The organism is Caulobacter sp. GW821-FHT11A05 (assembly GCF_058809015.1).
Genome location: NZ_JBXASF010000002.1, coordinates 459,389 through 478,084, shown reverse-complemented (window position 1 = coordinate 478,084; position 18,696 = coordinate 459,389). Strand labels below are relative to the sequence as shown.

General features: G+C 69.9%; 13 protein-coding genes. 1 reads left to right on the top strand and 12 read right to left on the bottom strand.

Features of this window, described 5'->3' with window-relative positions; all coding sequences use genetic code 11:
* Positions 1-16: 16 nt before the first annotated feature.
* The 3 genes from AC1RSK_RS05200 to AC1RSK_RS05190 form a co-directional block, all read right to left on the bottom strand.
* The gene (locus tag AC1RSK_RS05200; protein ID WP_492906165.1) at positions 17-2,752 is read right to left on the bottom strand and encodes a hypothetical protein; all 2,736 of its coding nucleotides are present in this window, start codon (positions 2,750-2,752) and stop codon (positions 17-19) included.
* A gap of 75 nt (positions 2,753-2,827) precedes the next feature.
* On the bottom strand, positions 2,828-3,316 hold the full coding sequence (locus AC1RSK_RS05195) for a RidA family protein (protein ID WP_492906163.1): 489 nt from the start codon (positions 3,314-3,316) through the stop codon (positions 2,828-2,830).
* A gap of 153 nt (positions 3,317-3,469) precedes the next feature.
* Positions 3,470-6,091 (bottom strand): TonB-dependent receptor plug domain-containing protein, encoded by a 2,622-nt coding sequence (locus tag AC1RSK_RS05190; protein WP_492906161.1) that lies wholly within the window; start codon positions 6,089-6,091, stop codon positions 3,470-3,472.
* A gap of 631 nt (positions 6,092-6,722) precedes the next feature.
* Here AC1RSK_RS05190 and AC1RSK_RS05185 point away from each other — a divergent pair.
* Positions 6,723-8,312: a flavin monoamine oxidase family protein gene (locus AC1RSK_RS05185; RefSeq protein ID WP_492906159.1), complete on the top strand. Its 1,590-nt coding sequence runs from the start codon at positions 6,723-6,725 to the stop codon at positions 8,310-8,312.
* Here the strand turns inward: AC1RSK_RS05185 and AC1RSK_RS05180 are convergent.
* The 9 genes from AC1RSK_RS05180 to AC1RSK_RS05140 form a co-directional block, all read right to left on the bottom strand.
* Positions 8,309-8,863, bottom strand: a complete 555-nt coding sequence (locus tag AC1RSK_RS05180; RefSeq protein WP_492906157.1) for a GNAT family N-acetyltransferase — start codon at positions 8,861-8,863, stop codon at positions 8,309-8,311. The genes AC1RSK_RS05185 and AC1RSK_RS05180 overlap by 4 nt on opposite strands.
* 20 nt (positions 8,864-8,883) lie before the next feature.
* The gene (locus AC1RSK_RS05175; RefSeq protein WP_492906155.1) at positions 8,884-9,720 is read right to left on the bottom strand and encodes a flagellin; all 837 of its coding nucleotides are present in this window, start codon (positions 9,718-9,720) and stop codon (positions 8,884-8,886) included.
* A gap of 187 nt (positions 9,721-9,907) precedes the next feature.
* On the bottom strand, positions 9,908-10,192 hold the full coding sequence (locus AC1RSK_RS05170) for a flagellar protein FlaG (RefSeq protein WP_492906154.1): 285 nt from the start codon (positions 10,190-10,192) through the stop codon (positions 9,908-9,910).
* A 125-nt stretch (positions 10,193-10,317) separates the two neighbouring features.
* On the bottom strand, positions 10,318-11,148 hold the full coding sequence (locus AC1RSK_RS05165) for a flagellin (RefSeq protein ID WP_492906153.1): 831 nt from the start codon (positions 11,146-11,148) through the stop codon (positions 10,318-10,320).
* A 235-nt stretch (positions 11,149-11,383) separates the two neighbouring features.
* A complete protein-coding gene (locus tag AC1RSK_RS05160) occupies positions 11,384-12,574 on the bottom strand; it encodes a VWA domain-containing protein (protein WP_492906152.1) in 1,191 nt (396 codons plus the stop codon).
* Positions 12,567-14,801, bottom strand: a complete 2,235-nt coding sequence (locus AC1RSK_RS05155; RefSeq protein WP_492906151.1) for a DUF5682 family protein — start codon at positions 14,799-14,801, stop codon at positions 12,567-12,569. The genes AC1RSK_RS05160 and AC1RSK_RS05155 overlap by 8 nt, the downstream gene beginning before the upstream one ends.
* 3 nt (positions 14,802-14,804) lie before the next feature.
* Positions 14,805-15,884, bottom strand: a complete 1,080-nt coding sequence (locus tag AC1RSK_RS05150; RefSeq protein ID WP_492906149.1) for an ATP-binding protein — start codon at positions 15,882-15,884, stop codon at positions 14,805-14,807.
* On the bottom strand, positions 15,881-17,314 hold the full coding sequence (locus tag AC1RSK_RS05145; protein WP_492906147.1) for a DUF5691 domain-containing protein: 1,434 nt from the start codon (positions 17,312-17,314) through the stop codon (positions 15,881-15,883). Before AC1RSK_RS05145 ends, AC1RSK_RS05150 begins: the two co-directional genes overlap by 4 nt.
* Positions 17,307-18,680 carry an SWIM zinc finger family protein gene (locus tag AC1RSK_RS05140; protein WP_492906146.1) on the bottom strand — a complete coding sequence of 458 codons (1,374 nt, stop codon included), beginning with the start codon at positions 18,678-18,680 and terminating at the stop codon, positions 17,307-17,309. Before AC1RSK_RS05140 ends, AC1RSK_RS05145 begins: the two co-directional genes overlap by 8 nt.
* Positions 18,681-18,696 lie beyond the last annotated feature (16 nt).

The window sequence follows — 18,696 nt, the reverse complement described above, 5'->3', positions numbered from 1 at the left end:
AACGCCATTCAAGGGCTCAACCGCCGCCGGTAAGCCGGTTCAGGGCCGCCTGGTAGTTGGAGATCTGGTTCGACAGGTAGGCCGGCACCGGCCCGCTGGCCGAGGGATTGCTCACCGAGGCCGGCTTGGCGGCGTTCTCCAGGTCCTTGTAGGCGCTGCGGATGGCGCTCATCGCCTTGGACAGCACCAGCTGGGCGTTGCGGATGGCGTCCTCGTCCTTGAGGCTGATGTCACCCGCCAGGGCCAGACCGTAGATGTTGCCCTTGCCATCGGCGGCGACGCTCTTGCCGTCCTTCATCACCGTGGTGCGGACCACGCCCTCGGCCAGGCCGAGCGCTTCCAGCATGTTCTTGCCGCCCTTGCCGGGCAGCACCTCGACGGTGTGCTGGTCGTTGGCCGGGACGATCTTGATGCGTCGGAAGTCGCCGTCGGAGACGACCGTGACCTTGGCGCGGTAGCCCCCTGCCCGGCTGATCTTGGCGGCCAGGGTTTCCAGGGTGTCGTCGGCCGCCAGGGTGACGGTGCTGAGCGCCCCGCCCTCGCGCGTGCGGATCTGGAAGGTGTCGCCGGCCCGGGCCGAGGTGGCCGAGGTGATCTTCTGGCTGTCGGTGAAGGTCAGCGCGCCACGCGGCAGGCCAAAGGTGTCGAGCACCGAAGCGCCCGAGGCGTCGACGGCGATCGAGGTGGGGGTGACGTAGCCGTCCTTGCCGGTGATCCGCTGGGCCGAGCTGGCCTGGCCGGTCAGCGGGTCGAGTTCGACGATGTAGCCGTCCTTGCTGGCGATCGGCGTCGAGCCGCCGGGCAGGTTGTCGCCGGCGACGCCGGTCAGCCAGACCTTGCCATTGGCCACCGCCATGCCGGTCACCGTGTCATCCTTGGTGCCCCCGTAGTAGGCGAGGCTGTCGGCGGCGGTGCTGGAGAGGTCGGTCGACAGGCGGGCGGCGAAGCCGTCCATGCCGCCGGCGTGGGCGCTGGCCGGGGTTCCCAGGGCCAGAGCGGCGTTCCGGGTCGAGCCGCCGAGGTAAAGCTGGCCGCCGTCGAGCTTGATGCCGGCCAGCGAGCCGCCCTGCAGGTCGCCGAGATCGCGGGTCGCGCCGGCCGTGACCACGCCGCCGGTGACGTCGAAGCTGCGCAGGACGGCGTGCTTGTCTTCCAGGCCGGCGACGATGACCTGATTGCCGTTGACCACCAGGCCCTCGACCGCTTCGTCGGTGGTCGTCCCGAACTGCTGGGTGAACAGCGTCGAGGGGACGCCCTTGGCGCTGGTGGTGATGGCCGTCAGGTAGCCGTCCCAGCCGCCGCCGGCGCTGGCCGTGCCCGGCATGTTCGACTTGGTCTTGCCGCCGACATAGACCGTGCCATCGGCCCCGAAAGCCACGGCGGCGGCCTCGTCGGCCTGCAGGGCGCCCCGGCGCTGGGTCCAGGTCTCATCGCCCTTGGCGTCGTAGAGGGTGACGAAGCTGTCGCTCAGGGTCGAGGTGGGGCCGGAGTTGATCGGGCCGTTGACCGTGCCCTCCATCTGGCCGGTGATCGAGCCGGCGATGGCCACCTTGCCGTCGGCCGAGACGGTCAGGGCGTTGGCCTTGACGGTTCCGACCGCACCGAGGGTGCGGGTGTAGAGCAGCTGGCCCTGGGAGTCGTACTTGAGGAGGGCGATGTCGCCCGTCCCCTTGATCGCCTGGCCGTCGATGTCGCCGCTGACCTCGGCCAGCATGTAGACCGAGCCGTCGGCCCCGACCTGGCTGTCCTTGACGCCGGTGACGGTCTTTTCCAGGCCGTTGGCGAACACCCGGGAGCCGACACCGCCGGGGGTGGTGGCGGCGGCCGTCTTGATCATGCTGGAGGCGTAGACGGCGTCGTCGGTGGTCTTGTCCTTGTCCGGGTCCGGGTTGCCGGCCGTGGTCGCGACGTAGACCGCCGGGGTGGCGGCGGGCGCACTGAAGGTCACCGCCTCGGCACTGTCGCCGGAGACCTTGAAGGCGAACTTGTCGCCGGTGGCCGGCAGGGTGACCTTGGTGTTGCCGGTGGTGACCACCTTGGGCTCGCCGGCGGTGCGGCTGATGCTGAAGCGGGTGATGACGCCGGCCGCGGACAGCTTGGAATTGATGAAGCTGGCGACGGTGCTCATCGAGCGCGTGCCGGTCATCTCGCTGAGGTCGATGTTGATGTTCTGCGTGCCGCTGAGTTTCTTGACCGTGATGGTGAAGTTGGCGGCGCCGGCGAACTGGGCCACGGCCTCGGACGAGGTCCCCTCGTGGACGGTGGCGGTGGTGTAGCTGTATTTGGCGCGCGGCACGCCAACCTTGGTCTTGTCGCTGAGCATGGCCTCGCCGCGCGTCAGGCGGATGTCCTCCATCTTGACGCTGTCGGCGTAGGCGACGGTTTCGGTGAGGCCCTTGGTGAAGAGCTTCTCGATCTTGGTCTTCTCGGCGTCGGTGACGCCGCGGACGTTCATCCGTTCGGCCAGGCCGGTCAAGGCGTTGAGCCCCTGGAACAGCGAGAACAGCTTCTTGTAGTCGGCGCTGGCCCCCGGCAGGTCGAGAACGGCGGCGTTCTCGTCGATGAACCGCCGCCCCTGCATCACCGACTCGACCAGGGCGCTGGCCCGGGGAGCGACGGAGTTGGTCGCCCAGGGGGCGGTGGGGGCGTACTTGGTCTTGGTCGTGCCGGTAGCGCCCGTCGCCAGACTGGAGGTCTGGCCGGTTCGCGCCTGGTAGAAGCCCAGGAGAAGCGACGAGTCGATGCTGGTCACGGTTGGCCTCGGACGTGCGGATACACGTCTTCGGCGTGAGTATCGCCCAGTCGGGGTTTACAGGATGTTAGGTCCTCAGGGCTTTTTGGCCGCCTGGACCTCGATCTCGGCGAGCATGCCCGGCGCGACCAGGCCGGCGACCTGCATGGTCACCCGCGCCGGCTTGTTGGGCTGTTCGGCCGTGCCAAAGAAAGTGCGGTAGGCTTCCATCATGCCGGCGAAGTCCATCGCGCCGCCCTTGGCCGGGTCGCCGACCAGATAGACCCGCATCATGACCACGTCGCCGAAGTCGTAGCCCTGGGCCTTCAAGGCCGCTTCCAGCCGTTTGAACACGCCCAATGCCTGGGTCTTGGTGTCGCCAAAGCGGGCGGTCGAGCCGGCCGGGGCGGTCTCGTCGATGACCGGCGGAGTCATGCCGCTGACGTAGATGGTGTCGTAGCCGGCCGGCACGGTGACGCTGACGGCGATAGGCGACTTGGGATCGCCCGCGCGGGTGATCTCGGCGCTGGCGGCGCCGGTGGCGAGCGCCAGGGTCAGGGCAAGGGTGGCGGCAAGCAGTTTCATGGTGGTCTCCCGGTCAGGTGGTGACAGCTAAACCCGCCCAGCGCCCGCCTGTCCCGCGCTTTCCGCCGACGGGGCGCGGGCTGCGTCGAATGCCGCCTGAGCAGGCGCCGTGGATGGAAAAGGGGCGACCCCGACGGGCCGCCCCTCCCCGGCTTAGAACACGGCGGTCAGCTTGGCGAAGTAGTAGCCGCCCTGCCAGTCGATCAGGGAGTCCGAGCGATAGATGCGCCCGTTAGTGGTCGACTCGCCGATCTTGTCCGGGTCGGGATAGTTGTCAAAGATGTTCCGGCCGCCGACCGTCAGCTTGTAGGTCTCGTCGATCTGGTAGCTGAATTCGAGGTCGACAAGGACCTCCGGATCGAACTTCTGGATCACCGGGTTGGCGACACTGAACTGGTTCTCGTAGGGCCCCCAGATGTTGGCCCGGACCAGGGCCGAGAAGGCGCCGATGGTGTGGCTGGCCGACAGGATGCTGCGCCAGCGCGGGGTGGCGTCGGCATAGTCCTTGATGAACTCGGCGTCGAAATAGACCCGGGTGACGCCGGTAGCGTCGACGAAAGGCTTTACCGAATCCACCTCGGGCTTGTTGTAGTTGAAGCTGGCCGACAGCATCGACTGGCCGCCGTCCCAGTCGAAGGCATAGGTGGCGACGACATCGACGCCCTGGATGGTGGCGTCGAAGGCGTTCTGGAAGAAGACCACGGCGCCGATGGAATCGGCTCCCGGCACACCAGCCGCGGTCATCGCCGCGGCGATGGCCGGGGTGACGGTGATCTGAGGGGTGGCGAAGAACATGTCGCTGACCTTGATGTGATAGTAGTCGGCGGAGATGCTCAGGCCCGAGATCGGCGAGGCGGTGAGGCCAAGGGAGAAGTTCTCCGACCGCTCGGGTTTCAGCGGCTTGCCGCCGAGGTACTGGGCCACCGGGTTGGTGGCCGGGAACAGGCCCTGAGCGACAGGGATGCCGTTGTTGACCACGGTCGAGACCACGGTGGTGAACAGCTGGCCCGGCGTCGGGGCGCGGAAGCCGGTGCCGACCGAGCCGCGGACAGCGAAGCCGTCGACGAACTCGTAGCGGGCGGCGACCTTGTAGTCGACGGTGCCGCCGAAGTCGGAGAAGTCCTCGGCCCGCAGCGCCACCTCGACGAACAGCTCGTCGGTGATGTCGCTGGAGATGTCGACATACCCGGCGTAGGAATCGCGCGACAGCTCGCCTGAATAGAGCGGCGGATAGCCCGGGAAGCCGTTCGAGCCGGCCCCCATGGTCTGGTAGACCGGGTCGGCGCTGCTGGCGCAGTTGATCGCCTGGCCGGTGGCGACGCCCGCCGCCGTCATTGTGCGCAGGGCGACGGTCGATTCATTGGTGCAGAAGTCCCAGGGGTCGGCGACCGCGTAGGGGCCGACGATGTAGGAGGCCTCGTCGCCCTTGACGATCTCGTAGCCCTCCTGGCGCGCCTCGGCGCCGAAAGCGACATCGACGCCATTCGACAGGAAGGACGGAGTCCATTCGTAGACGAAGTCGGCGTTGACGGCGATTTCGTCGGAGATCAGGTCGCCCGGGTGGAACTCGTTGGGCGAGGCCCGGCCCAGCGAATAGTTCAGCGTGTTCTTCATGACATAGGCGATCTTGTCGCGGCCGTAGCGAGCGCTGAGGTCGTACTTCACTGGCCCCAGGGCGCCGGTCAGGCCCGAGACCAGGCTGTAGTCGGTGACGTCACCGAAGAACTTGGGGGTGAAGCCGAGCGGGAAGCGCTGGTTGACCGTCCAGGTCGTGCCGTCCTGCAGCCGGATAGGGTTGTCGTTCGGCGTGTTGGCCGTGTTCATGTCGATGGGCGGGCGGTAGTTGAAGTCCTGCCGCGCATGGCTCTTGGAATAGTTGGCGAAGGCGTACCACTTGAGGTCGCCGAAATCGTAGCCGGCGTTGACGAAGGTGCGGAAAGCCTCGGTCTCGGGCACGCCCCAGTGCTGGGCCGGATCGCCGATCTGGTTCTGGTAGTCGGTCAGGGTGGCGTAGGCGGCGATGCGTGGCACCGGGCTGCTGGTGGTCAGGCTGGCGACGCAGAAGCCGGCCGCCTGGTTGGCGACGCCGACATTGCAGACCTGCTTGCCGCGCGAGGTCGGCTGCAGGCTGACGTACTCGAAGGAGAAGTTGAGGAAACCGGCGTCGCCGAGGGCGAAACCCTTGTTGCCGCCGATGACGATCTCGTCGCCATCGCCCTCGAAGTACTGGCCGGCCTGGATCGACAGCATGCCGCCGTCGGGGGCTTCCTTGAGGATGAAGTTGATCACCCCGGCGATGGCGTCCGACCCGTACTGGGCCCCGGCCCCGTCGCGCAGCACCTCGACCGATTTCAGCGCCGAGGCCGGAATCTGGGCGGCGTCGGCCGGCTGGGCCCCGTCGCCGCCGGTGGACACCAGGGCGCCGCGATGGCGGCGCTTGGAGTTGACCAGCAGCAAGGTCTTGTCGGTCGACAGGCCGCGCAGGGAGGCCGGACGGATGAAGGTGGCCCCGTCGGCGATCGGCAGGCGCGGCAGGGTGTAGGACGGCACCAGCACCTTCAGGATATCCTGGGTGTCGCCGTAGGACACCGCCTCAAGGTCATCGCTGTTGTAGGCGTCGACCGGCACGGCCGAGTCCAGGGCCACCCGCGGCCTGCCCAGGCTGCCGGTGACCACCACCTCGTCGACCGTCGGATCCTCGGCGTCGCCGTCCTCGGCCGCGAGCGCCGTCCCGACCCCGAGGGTCAGGAAGGCGGCGATGGATATGCCAGCCATCAGCGTCCCGCGGCGTGGACGGCGATTATCGGTTTTCGTCATTGGTCAGAACCCCTTGTTGACCAGAGCGCCGCGCGGATGTCCGCCGGCAGGAAGACCCGGCGCCCGACGCCGAAATGGCGCGGGCGAGGCTTGTCAGGGGAGTCGGGAAGGCCACCGCTGGGCCGAGTCGTGGCGATAGCGCACGAAGTCATAGTCAACCGATCCCCAAAAATTGCCTGGGCCCGGCCTGGATTCCCTCAGTTTATCAGTCGCTTCTTCTTGATTTCTTCCAGATAGATAAAACAAGCTGACGCGCACTAATCTGACGTCGATGCACAAAACCCATTATGGGTCCGACCTGAACTCGACATCTGATGGTTCTTTACCCGCCACGAGCTTCGCCGCCCGTGTGAGATCATTGCATGGGCCAAGCCGACGCGGCGTCAATCCGGCCGGTCGGTAGCGCAACCGGCCGGGCCAGCGACGGCGGAAGATTCGGCGCCCGGCGGGTCATGGCGCCTTTGGTTTGACCACTGACGGCCTCGTTACCCACCCTCGCCCGCCAACCGCCCGGCCGCCGCTTGCAAAACCGCGGGCCCGGATCGGTCCTGAAAAGGCAGCGGCAATTTCTGATCAGGAGTGACGGGTCATGGCGGTGAGCAGACGTCTTCTTCTTCAACGTATCGGCGCGGTGGGCGGCTATGGCGCGGCCTACGCGGCCATGCAGACCCTGGGTCTGACACCCACGGCCGCGGCGGCGGCCGAGCCTCCCGTCCTGCCCTCGTCCCTCGGCGCCGGGCGGCGGGTGGTCGTGCTGGGGGCCGGCATCGCCGGGCTGGTGACCGCCTATGAGCTGGAGCGGGCCGGCTATCAGGTCGTCGTGCTGGAGGCTCGCGACCGGGTCGGCGGGCGCAACTGGACCCTGCGCGGCGGCGACAAGGTGGAGATGGTCGGCGAGGCCACCCAGACGGTGGCCTTCGAGCGGGGTGTCTATATGAACGCCGGGCCGGCCCGCATCCCCAGTCACCACCAGGGCCTGATCGGCTATTGCCGCCGGCTGGGCGTGGCCCTGGAGGTGGAGATCAACTCCAGCCGCAGCGCCTATATCGCCCCGCCAACCGCCGGCCGCACGCCGGTCCAGATGCGCCAGGGGGTCAACGACACCCGCGGCCACATCGCCGAACTGCTGGCCAAGGCGGTCAACAAGGGGGCTCTGGACGCCGAGCTGACGGCCGAGGACCGCGAGCGGCTGGTGCCCTTTCTGCGATTCTATGGCGACCTCGACGAAGGCCTGGCCTTCAAGGGCACCGAACGGTCGGGATACAGCGCCCTGCCCGGAGCCGCCGACCAGGTCGGCGTGCATCGCGAGCCCCTGCCGTTCCGCGAACTGCTGGCCAACGAACTGCTGCCGATGACCCTGTTCGAGGACTTCATCGACATGCAGGCGACGATGTTCCAGCCGGTCGGCGGCATGGACCGCATCCCGGCCGCCTTCGCCAAGGCCATCCGCAGCCCGATCATCAAGGGCGCGGAGGTGACCAAGGTCACCAGCCAGGGCGCCCCGGCGGTGGTCTACAAGGATCGTCGCAGCGGCAAGGAGACGCGGCTGGCCGCCGACCATGTGGTCATCACCATCCCTCTGGCCCTGTTGGCCGGGATCGACACCGACTTCGCCCCCGAGGTGAAGGCTGCCGTGGCCAGCGTGCCCAACGACTTTTCCAACAAGATCGGCTTCGAGGCCCCGCGGTTCTGGGAGAAGCAGCAGGTCTACGGCGGCATCTCCTTCGTCGGCGGCGACACCAGCCTGATCTGGTATCCCAGCGGCGGCCTGCACAGCGAGACCGGCATGCTGCTGGCCTGCTACGGCTCCGGGCCCTCGGCCGAGACCTTCGCGGCCCGGCCTCTGGCCGAACAGGTCGCCGTCGCCAAGGCCGCCGTCGCCCGGGTGCATCCCGGCGACGAGGCGTCGCTGCGCAAGCCGGTGGTGGTCAACTGGAGCAAGATTCCCTTCAATCTGGGACCCTGGCCGCGCTGGCGCCCCGCCGGCGGACAGCGCACCGAGCGGAGCAACGATCTGCCGGCCTACAACCTGCTGAACCAGCCGCATGGGCCGGTGCACTTCACCGGGGCGCACTTAAGCCAGATGCCGGGTTGGCAGGAGGGGGCGATCATGTCGGCCCACCGCACCATCGCGGCGATCGCCGCCCAGACGAAGGAGGCGGTCCTGACGGCGGCCTAGGCCGGGATCATCCGGCCGTCGACCAGCGCCGCCCTGGCCTTTTCGCGGCGGGCCTGCCAGTCAGCGGCGAGAATGCCCAGCAGCACGACGTCGCGGCGCTGGCCGTTCTTGAGGACGTGGCCGCGCAGGTAGCCCTCGCGGACGAAGCCGGCGGCGGTCTGCAGTTTCAGGGCGCCGTCGTTGTCGGCCATGACCTCGGCCCAGACCTTGTCCAGGCCCATCTCGCAGAAGGCCTTATCGAGGCCCAGCACCTGGGCGGCGCGGCCGATGCCCCTGCCCCGGCTCTCGGCGTCGCCGACGAACCAGTTCCAGCTGGCGCGCTGGTGGTGGCTGGCCAAGCCCGTGAGGGTCATGATGCCGGCCGGCTTGCCGTCGCGGGTGATCATCCAGCCGCGGCCGTCGTGACCGGCCAGCAGCTCGACGAACCAGCGCTGGTGGGCGCCGCGGTCAGGCACGGCGGCGTCGGACATCCAGCGGTCGACCTCCGGCTCCTGGCGCCAGCGGTACAGCTGCTCCTCGTCGCCGGGCTCCAGGTCGCGTAGATCGATCATGCGGCCCGTCTAGCTGAGGTTTAGCCGCCCTGGAACAGGCTGAGCACGATCTGCGGCGCCTGGTTGGCGATCGACAGGGCCTGGGCGCCCAGCTGCTGCTGGACCTGCAGGGCCTGCAGGCGGGCCGATTCCTTGGCCAGATCCGCGTCGACCAGGTTGCCGATGCCGCTGTTGAGCACGTCGGTCAGCTTGGAGATGAAGCTGTTGTGGGCTTCGATCTGCTTGGCCTGGGCGCCGATGTCCCCGAGCGCCTGGTTGACGTTGGTGATCGAGGTGTTGAGCTGGGCCAGAATGCCCGTCGCCAGGGTGGCGGTGGTGATCGAGGCGCCGGCCGCGACCGACAGGATCGAGCCGCCCAGCGACAGGTTCTTCACCGACAGGGTGATGTAGGCGTTGGCGTCGGCGTTGGCCAGGAAACGAATGTTGCTGGTCAGCGAGCCGTTGAGCAGGTTGGCGCCGTCGAAGGTGGCGTTGTTCAAGGCCTGGGTGATCTGCTTCAGGGTCGCCTTGAAGTCGGCGTCCAGCGCCTGGCGCGAGGTGGTGTCGATGGAGGGATCCATCGCCGCCACGACCTTTTCCTTCAGGGTGTTGAGCAGGTCGGAGACCGTCTCGCCGGCGGTCAGCGCCACGTCGGACACCGAAGTGGCCCGGTCGAGGCTCATCTTGACCGCCGACAGGGCGCCGATGTCGGCCCGCTGGGCCTGGGCGATGCCCCAGACCGAGGCGTTGTCCTTGGCCCCCTGGACCTTCAGGCCGGTACTGATCCGGCCCTGGACGCCCTCGAGGTTGTCGTTGGTCTTGTTCAGGTTCTGAAGGGCAATCAGGGCCGCCTGATTGGTGTGCACGCCGATGGTCATGGACCGTCTCCAGGTGCGCCGTCCGGCGCTGGCGGTCGCCGATTCGGCCGCCTGTTCCCGTTCAGGCTAGCGGGATAACGGTGAGCGTATGGTTAACGCCGCAGAAACCATGATCGCCGCCGTCGCGGTGCGACGTCGGTGAGAAGGAGCGGCCCGGCCAGCAAGAAGCCGGGTGAGGAAGTCTTCGTCAGTCCCGCGTGTCGACCACCAGGCCCGGACTGTAGTCCTCGGAGCTCATCGCCTTGAGGACGCTTTCGCGGGGCAGCTGCTGGACCACTTCGCCGGTGCGGCGGTCGAGGGTCTTGTAGACGAAGGCGCCGGAGGCCTCGTCTTCCTCGATCACCAGACGGAGGTCGGCGGTCTGACCCTTGAGGATCGGAGTCGCGGCCTCGGCGACGGGTTGAACCGGTTGGGCGATCATCGCCGCGACGGGTTCGGGGACGTTTCGGATGGGTGCTATGCTGTTGCTCATGTCTCCCACAGCGCCGGGGCTTCTCGCGCCGGCGTCTCCTGCCAAGGACCCCACGCCGGGAGGCGGGGGCGAACGCGCGTGAGAAGGGGCGGACGCTGTCGCGCCCGCCCCCAGTCACTGTGCCGTTAGCGGAACAGACCCAGCAGCGACGACGAGGAGGAGTTCGCGATCGACAGGGCCTGCACACCGAGCTGTTGCTTGGTTTGCAGCGCTTGCAGTCGGGCGCTTTCCTTCGCGAGGTCGGCGTCGACGAGGTTACCCACGCCGGCGTCCAGGCTGTCCTGCAGCTTTCCAACGAAGCCGAGGTGCGTTTCCAGCGCCTTCGAACCGGTGCCCAGCTTGGCCAGGGCGGACGAGGTGTTGGTGATCGAGGCAGTGACCAGAGCCAGAGCCGCGGCGGCAGTGGTCGCGGTGGAGAACGACGTGGTCGCCGTCACCGTGACGTTGGCGCCGCCGAGCGCCAGGGACTGGGCCGCGACCGTCAGCTTCGAAGAGCCGTCGGAGTTGGCGAGCGCGGCGATGGTGGTGCCGCTGGCCTTGATCATATTGGCGCCGTTGAAGTCGGCGTTCGTGACGGCCTTGGAGATCTGGTCACGAAGCGACTTGAAGTCTTCGTTCAGAGCAGTGCGGCTCGCGGTATCCAGCGAGGTGTCCGCAGCAGCCAGGGCCTTTTCCTTCATCTGGGTGAGCAGGTCGTTGACCGACTCGCCGCCCGCGATCGCCACGTCGACGACCGAGATCCCGCGTTGCAGCGAGTCCTTGACGGCGTTCAGCGATTGGGAGGTGGCCTTTTGGCTCTGGGCGATGGCGTAGATGGCGCCATTGTCCTTGGCCGAGGAGACCTTCTTACCGGTGTTGATCCGGGTTTGAACTTCGCCCAACTCGCGGTTGGTGTTGTTCAGGTTCTGCAGGGCGACCATTGCGCCCGTATTCGTGTTCACGCTGTTCAGCGCCATGACGTAGTTCCTATTCAAGGTGTCCGGCGTCATTTTGACAACCGGGAGCATTTTGCTCGGAGACCTCCGGTGCAATTGGCGGGCCAGACCGGCAGGAATGACCATAGGCCTCAAGTCTTTGAATTCATGGCGTTATATGTCTGTTAGGCATGGTCCTGACCGGCAGCTTCTGCCGAGCCGGGGGCCGTATCGGCAAAAACTGCCGGGCGGCGGGGCGGCAAAATTGGACCGGTGATCAGTCCTCGGCCCGGATGGTCCTGATATCGAGCGCCGCGGCCCAGGCGTTGAGATCTTCCCGCTTCAGAGCGGCGGCCATCAGGTCCGGAAACTGGTCCGGCGTGCAGGCGAAGACCGGGATGCCCAGGGCCGCGACCTTGGCCGACAGCTGCGGATCGTAGGCCGGACGGCCCTCGTCGCTGAGCGCCAGCAAGCAGATGACATTGACCCCCATGCCCACCAGACGGGCGAAGCGGGCCAGGAGGGCCTGCGCGTTGCCGCCCTCGTAGAGGTCGGAGATGACGATCAGATGGGACTTGGCCGGCCGCTCGATCTTGCCCTGGCAGTAGGCGACGGCCTGGTTGATGTCGGTGCCGCCGCCCAACTGGACGCCGAACAGCACCTCGACCGGGTCGGCCAGTTCCTCGGTCAGATCGAGGATGGCGGTGTCGAAGCAGATGAGCTTGGTCTTCACCGTCGGCAGCGAGGCCATGACGGCCGCGAAGATCGAGGCGTAGACCACCGAAGGGGCCATCGAGCCGGACTGGTCGACGCAGAGCACCACCTCGTCCAGGTCGACCAGCCGGCGCTGCTTGCGCATGAAGCCGACCAGCCGCTCGGGGACGATCGATTTATGCTCGGGCTGATAGTGCTGCAGGTTGGCGCGGATGGTGCGCGGCCAGTCGATGTCGTTGAAGCGCGGGCGGTTGGTGCGGCGCTGGCGGTCGACGGCGCCGCGCAGGGCCTCGGCGGTGCGCCGCTCCAGCCGCTCCATCAGGGCCTCGACCACCTTGCCGATCACTTCGCGGGCAATGGCCTTGGTCTTGGCCGGCATGACGCCGCGCAGGCTGACCAGGGTGGCGACCAGGTTCACGTCGGCCTCGACGGCGGCGAGGAACTCCGGCTCGAGCAGCATCTGCTGCAGGCCGAGACGGTCGAAGGCGTCCTTCTGGACGACCTGAACCACCGGCGCGGGGAAGAACTGGCGCAGGTCGCCGAGCCACTTGGCCACCGACGGGGCGGACCGGCCGAGGCCCCCGCGGCCCTTGCCGCCGGGCGCCGCGGCCGGCTGGTTGTAGAGGGCGCTCAAGGCCGCCGACATGCGCTGGTCGGTCGAGGACAGGGACTCGTCCTCGCCGCCGACGGCCAGGCGCCAGCGGCGTTCGCGTTCCAGGTCGTCGCCCTCGTGGTTATTGGGCGCGTCAGTCATCGGCGGGGCTCGCGGTGAGGATGTCGCTCAGGCGGGCCAGATGCAGCGGCCAGACGGTTTCGGCGTCGGGGGCCAGGCGGCGGCCGGTCAGTCCCTCGGCCTGGCGGCCGAACAGGGCGTCGAGCAGGCGGCGGCGCTGCATGCTGTCGAGGTTAGAGAAGGATCGGCGGAACAGCGGCAGGAAGCTGGTGAACTGCTCGGCCTCCAGGGTCTGCAGCCAGGCATCGACGCCGGCCCGCAGGGCCCGGTCGTGGATCAGCCGCTCCCCGGCCCCGTCGAAGAATCCCTCGAAGAAGCCGGCTGCATCAGCCACCGGGCGGCCGGGCGACAGCATGCGGCCAAGCAGGACGGCGGCGGCCTCGGGACCCATGACCTCGGCCTCGTAGAGCAGCCGGGCGGCGGTTCCGGCCACCAGGGGCGTGGCCTGGGTGTCGGCGACCAGGGCGCCGAGCGCCTCGCGCCAGGCGGTCAGCTCGGGATCGGCCACCTCGGCCAGGGTGATGGCGGCGTCGGCGGCGAGGATGGCGGCGCGCAGGGCCGCGCCCGCCTCGGCGTCGAGGCCGCGGGCGGCGTAGGGCAGCGCCAGGGCGGCCTGGACCAGGATGCGCAGGAACAGGGCCGACAGCGCGTCGGCGTCGGTACGGCGGGCCTGGCCGTAGCGGACCACCTCGCCCAGCGGCGGCAGAGCGGCCAGCAGTTCGCCGCAGTCGCTGGTCTGGGCCGCCCGCTGCTGGATGCGTTCGACGCCGGTGTGGGCGGCCTCGGGCAGCTGGGCGGTCAGGGCGGCGAGGGTCAGGTCGCAGAGGGGTTTCAGGGCATTGGCGTCGGCCAGCCTGGCCGTCATGCGGCCGGCGGCGGCCTTGGCGATGGTCGGGCCGTAGACCAGGTTCTCGACCAGCTGGACGGCGAACTCGGGCTCCCAGCGCAGCATCCAGCGCTCGCGGAAGGTGCCCCGGCTTCGGCCGGCGTCGGTCAGCCGGCCCCAGGGGACCTCGAGGATCGACAGGCGATGCAGCAGGGTCGAGCGGTCGAGGCCGGCCTCGCTGCGCAGGTCCAGCGCCAGTTCGCGGTCGAGGGCCTCGGGCTTGAGGCGGGTGCGGCGCTGCTCGCGCTGCAGGTCGTCGAGCAGCGGGGCCAGCGGCACATTGGGCGGGGTCTGGCCGACGCCGTCGCCGAGCAGCAGCCCCGGCGCGACGGTCTCCCAGACCAGCGGCTCGCCGAAGCAGAGGACGGCGATGGCCGCCTCGCGCAGTTCCTCGAAGCCAGGCGATGGGCGTTCGCGCATCGCCGCCAGGGCGATGGACAGCCGCTGGGCCTCGATCAGGTTGGCGGTGGAGACGATGTGGCCGCCTTCACGCAGGGCGGCGGCGATGCGGCCCAGCCAGCGGACGGTCTGCTGCTGCGCCGGCGTCTCCCACAGGTGGGCGCACCAGCCGGGCGCGGCCACCCCGGCCCCATAGCCGCTGTGGAAAGCCAGGCGCGGCGAGGTCCAGGGGGCCCAGGTGGCGGCGACCTTCTGCCTGGGCGCGTTCTTGAGGAGCTCGCGGTCGGCGACGGCGGAAACCTTGGCGCGCAGGGCCGGCTCGTGCCAGGCGCCGCAGACGACGGCGATCTCGCCGTCGCTCTCCTTGGCGGCGCGGGCGATCTCCAGCCGCATGTGGGCCTCGCGGGCGGCTTCGCGGCCGCGCACCGGGCTGGCGGCCTCGCGCAGGGCGGCCATGGCGTCGGCCACCGCCTCGAAGACCTTTTCGGAGTGGGGGTTCTCCTCGATGACGTCGCGCCACCAGCTTTCGCCGTCCTCATAGCCGCCGGCCTCGGCCAGGATGCCGATCGGGTCGCGCTCGAGCCGCAGGGCCATGGGATCGGGCGGCGCTTCGCCCTCCCCTTCCACCTCTTCGCCACGCTCGGCCAGGGTCCAGCTGGCCGGCAGGTCGATGAAGCGCACGGCCGCCCCGTTGCGCACCGCCCAGCAGGCGGCCTGGTACTCCGGCGACCAGCTGGCGAAGGGCCAGAAGACGGCGCGGGACGGGTCGTCGGCGGCGTAGGCCAGCAGGGCGACGGGCGGGACCATGCCGGGCTCGGCCAGCAGGGGGATGAGGTCGGAGACGTCGGACGGCCCCTCGATCAGCACCGTCGTGGGGGCAAGCGCCTCCAGGGCCTCGAGCAGGCGCCGGGCCGATCCCGGCCCATGGTGGCGAATGCCGAAGATGTGGACGCCGCCGGCCAAGGGTCAGACCAGGTCGATCAGGGCGCGATAGTAGCGGGCGTAGTCGGGGCGCTTCTTGAGCACCGTCTCCAGGTATTCCTCCAGCACCACCTTGTCCTGCACCGGGTCCTTGACGATGGCCCCCAGCAGGTTGGGGGCGAGTCCCTCGGCGCTGAGCTTGCCGTCGTCGAACCAGGCGGCCTGGCTGAGGCCGCCGACGGTGACGGCGATGGCCTCGGCGGTGGACAGGGAGCCCGAGGGGGTCTTGAGCGTGACCTTGCCGTCCAGGGTCGCCCCGCCGCGCAGCTCGCGGAAGATGGCGACCACCCGGGCCACCTCCTCGGCGACGTTCTTGGGGGCCGGCAGGTCGAGGCTCTGGGCCATCTCGCCGACCCGCTTGGTGACGATGTCGATCTCTTCCTGCATGTCGCCCGGCAGCGGCAGGACGACGACGTTGAACCGCCGCTTCAGCGCCGAGGACAGCTCGTTGACGCCCTTGTCGCGATTGTTGGCGGTGGCGATGATGTTGAAGCCGCGCTTGGCGTAGATGCTCTCGTTCAGTTCCGGCACCGGCATCATCTTCTCGGACAGCACGGTGATCAGGGTGTCCTGCACGTCAGAGCCCATGCGGGTCAGCTCTTCCAGCCGGCACAGCTTGCCGGTCTCCATGGCCCGCATCAGCGGGGTGGGCACCAGGGCCTGGCGCGAGGGGCCGTGGGCCAGCAGCTGGGCGTAGTTCCAGCCGTAGCGGATCTGGTTCTCGTCGGTGCCGGACGTGCATTGCACGACCAGGGTGGAGTCGCCGCAGATGGCCGCCGACAGGTGCTCGCTGACCCAGGACTTGGCGGTGCCGGGGACGCCCAGCAGCAAGAGGGCGCGGTCGGTGGCCAGGGTGGCGATGGCGGTCTCGATCAGGCGGCGGTCGCCGACGTACTTGGCGGTGATCACCGTGCCGTCGGCCGACTTGCCGCCGAGCAGGTAGGTGACGGCGGCGCGCGGCGAGAGGAACCAGCCCTGCGGCTTGGGGGCGGTATCGCCCTTGGCCAGGGCGGCCAGCTCGGCGGCGTAGGTCGTTTCCGCGGGAAGGCGCAGGATGTCGGTCACGGCATTCGCTCCGGCTTGAGAGCCACATTGAGGTGAAGGGTGTCGAGGCGGGGATCGGCCGGCGACAGGCCGGCCTGGGCGCAGGCGTCGATGAGGGCCTGGGCGCCCGAAACGTCGAGCAGCAGGCCGAGGGTGGAGAGGCCTGCGCCGGCCTGGCTGCGGGCATGGTTGCCTGCGTAGCCTTCGGCTGCCCGACCCTCATGGATAAAGCCGAACAGGGCGCGCTGGCCGGCGCCGCCGCTGATGGTCTTGAACGGCAGGGCGCCGAGCGCTTCGCCGGCGAAGACCAGGCTGTGGCTGAAGACGCCGGATGTGTCGCGGGCGGCGATGCGGGCCAGGCCCGCCTGGCGTTCGGCCGGATCGGCGCGCTGGGCCAGCGGTGTGATCAGGCCGATGGGGAGGCCGTCGTCCTCCAGCATCCGCTCCAGCAGGGCCCGCCGTGCGGCGTCCGAGCCGGTGTCGGCGACCATGCCGGCGAAGGCCAGGAGGGCGGTCGCATCACCGGTCGGGGCGGTCTCGACCAGGGCCATCTCCTCGGTCCCCAGCGCCTTGGCGAGGCCGGCAAGCGTGACGAGGCCGAAGAGGTCGCGGCGGCGGTTCTGCTGGGCGGCGGTCTTGAGGTTTGGCAGGCGCAGCTGCGGCTTGCGGCGCAACAGCCCGACCTTGCCGAGCTCGACCATCTGGGCCAGCTCGGCGGCCAGTTCCCCATCGGCGGCGCCGTGGCCGAGGCGGGCGAGCAGATGTTTGACCAGGGCCTGGACGCGGTCGGAGCGGTCGCCCTGCAGGCTGGTCAGCAGCGGGATGTCGGCCGGGCCGAGGCCCTCGGTCAGCAGTTCCAGCAGTTTCAGGCGTTTCTCGGCCGGCTCGCCGGGCGCCCGGGCGGCCAACAGGGCGGCGGCGGCGGCCGGATCGCGGCGGCGCAGGGCGGCCAGCGCCACGCGGCGCTCGGTCCAGGGCCAGTCGTTCCAGGTCTCGGCGGTCAGTTCGTCGTGCGGGACCGCCGTGCGCTCGGCCCCCGCCCAGCCGATCCAGGGGGCGTAGAGGTCCGGGGCCCAGTCGTCGCCCGCACCCGGCGTCCAGTCGGCGGGGTGGGCGGCGTAGCCCCGGGCGGCCAGCAGGGCGATCAGCGGCCGCACCCCGCCGGCCTCGGCCTTGCGCCCCGCCAGCGCCCGGCGGAAGCGGGCCCGGGCGGCCGGCGTCGGGGTCGGGGCGGACAGGCGCGGCAGCAGCGGGCGGGGTTGCAGGCCCTCGGGGCCTACAGGGCGGAACACCGCCTGCAGCGCCTGGCCGGCCAGAGCGGCCAGGGCCGCTTCCGCCGCCGGGCCCTCGCCCAGCAGGGCGCGCCAGTCCGGCGGGCAATGCTCCTGGGCCGAACGGCCGGCGATCCAGGCGCCGCGCATGCGGGCCAGGCTGTCCTCCAGCTCAGCCATCGAAGGCCAGCCTTCCCCAGTCGGTGCGGGCCGACAGCAGGGCCAGACGCGCGCCGTTCCAGACCCCGACGGCGGCCTCGATGTCGGCCCCCAGCGCCAGGGCCGGGGCGGCGCCATCGAGCGGCAGGGCGGCGTCGCTGGCCAGCCACCAGGCGCGGCCGGCGGCGTCCTCGGCGATGCGGCCGGGGGGCAGCAGGATCGGCGCCTCCAGCCGCCAGGGCGCGGTCAGCAGGGCGTCGGACCAAGAGGCCAGGGGATCGGCCGGCGGCCGCTCGGGCCAGGCGATGTCGTGCGCTTCGCCGGCCTCATGGCGCTCGGCGACCATGGCGCGCAGCGGCTCGCGGGCGGGGTAGAAGACCAGCTCGGCGCGGACCAGCTGGCCGGGCTCGAAGGCGCCGCTGCGGCGGCCGGCCGAGGCCGGGAAGTAGTCGAGCAGCAGGGCGAACCGCGGCCCCTCCCCCAGATTCAGGAGCCAGGTGGCGACACTGACCAGGCCGTCGCGGCGGGTGGCGATACGCTCGCCCAGCACCTCCCAGTCGGCGGTGACGCGCAGGGCGCCGGGGGCGGCGAGCAGATCCTCGCGGGACTCGGCCGTCGTCACCTCGCGGCGCAGCTCGGCGTCGTCAGGAGTCGCGCGCCAGGCCCGGGCCAGCAGGGCCAGCTTGCCGAACTCGGCGATGGCCGCATCGATCCGCTCCTCGGCCGGCAGGGCCAGCAGCCGCGAGGGCATCTCGTCCAGGCGGCTGGCCAGGGCCCCGGCCTTGGCGTCGACCAGCCGGGCGGCGATGCGCCGGCAGCGATCGGTGAGCTCGGCCAGGAAGCCCTGCAGCCCGGTGCGCAACTGGTCGGCGATCCACAGGTCGAGGTCATCCAGGCCGGCGCGGACCTGGCGGCGGGTGTCGCTTGCCCGCTTCTCGGCGGCCGCCTGGCGGCGGGCCTCCGCGGCGGGGTCCGGCGCGGCTTCCGGTTCGGCCAGCGTGGCGGCGGCGAGACTTACGCCCTCGCCGGCCGGTTTGGCGGCCGCCGGCGCGCCGCCGGTCTTGCGCCGACGGCCCATCCAGTCGAGCACCCATTCGGGCGTCTCGCTCGCCTTGAAGGCGCTCTCGTCCTCGACGAACAGCCACATCAGCGCCAGGGCGTGCTTGCAGGGAAACTTGCGCGAGGGGCAGGTGCATTTGGAGCCGGTGTCGACGGTGTCGGCCATCACCCGGTAGGGGTTGGAGCCGGAGCCCTGGCATTCGCCCCAGATGAGCGGGCCGGAGCGGGCCATCAGCGGCCACTTGCCAGGCTTGAGCAGGCCGGCGGCGGCCTTCAACGCGCTCTGATCCGGCGCCATCGCCTCGATCGACCCGCGCGTCAGCGCCATCTACGCCCCCCGAACT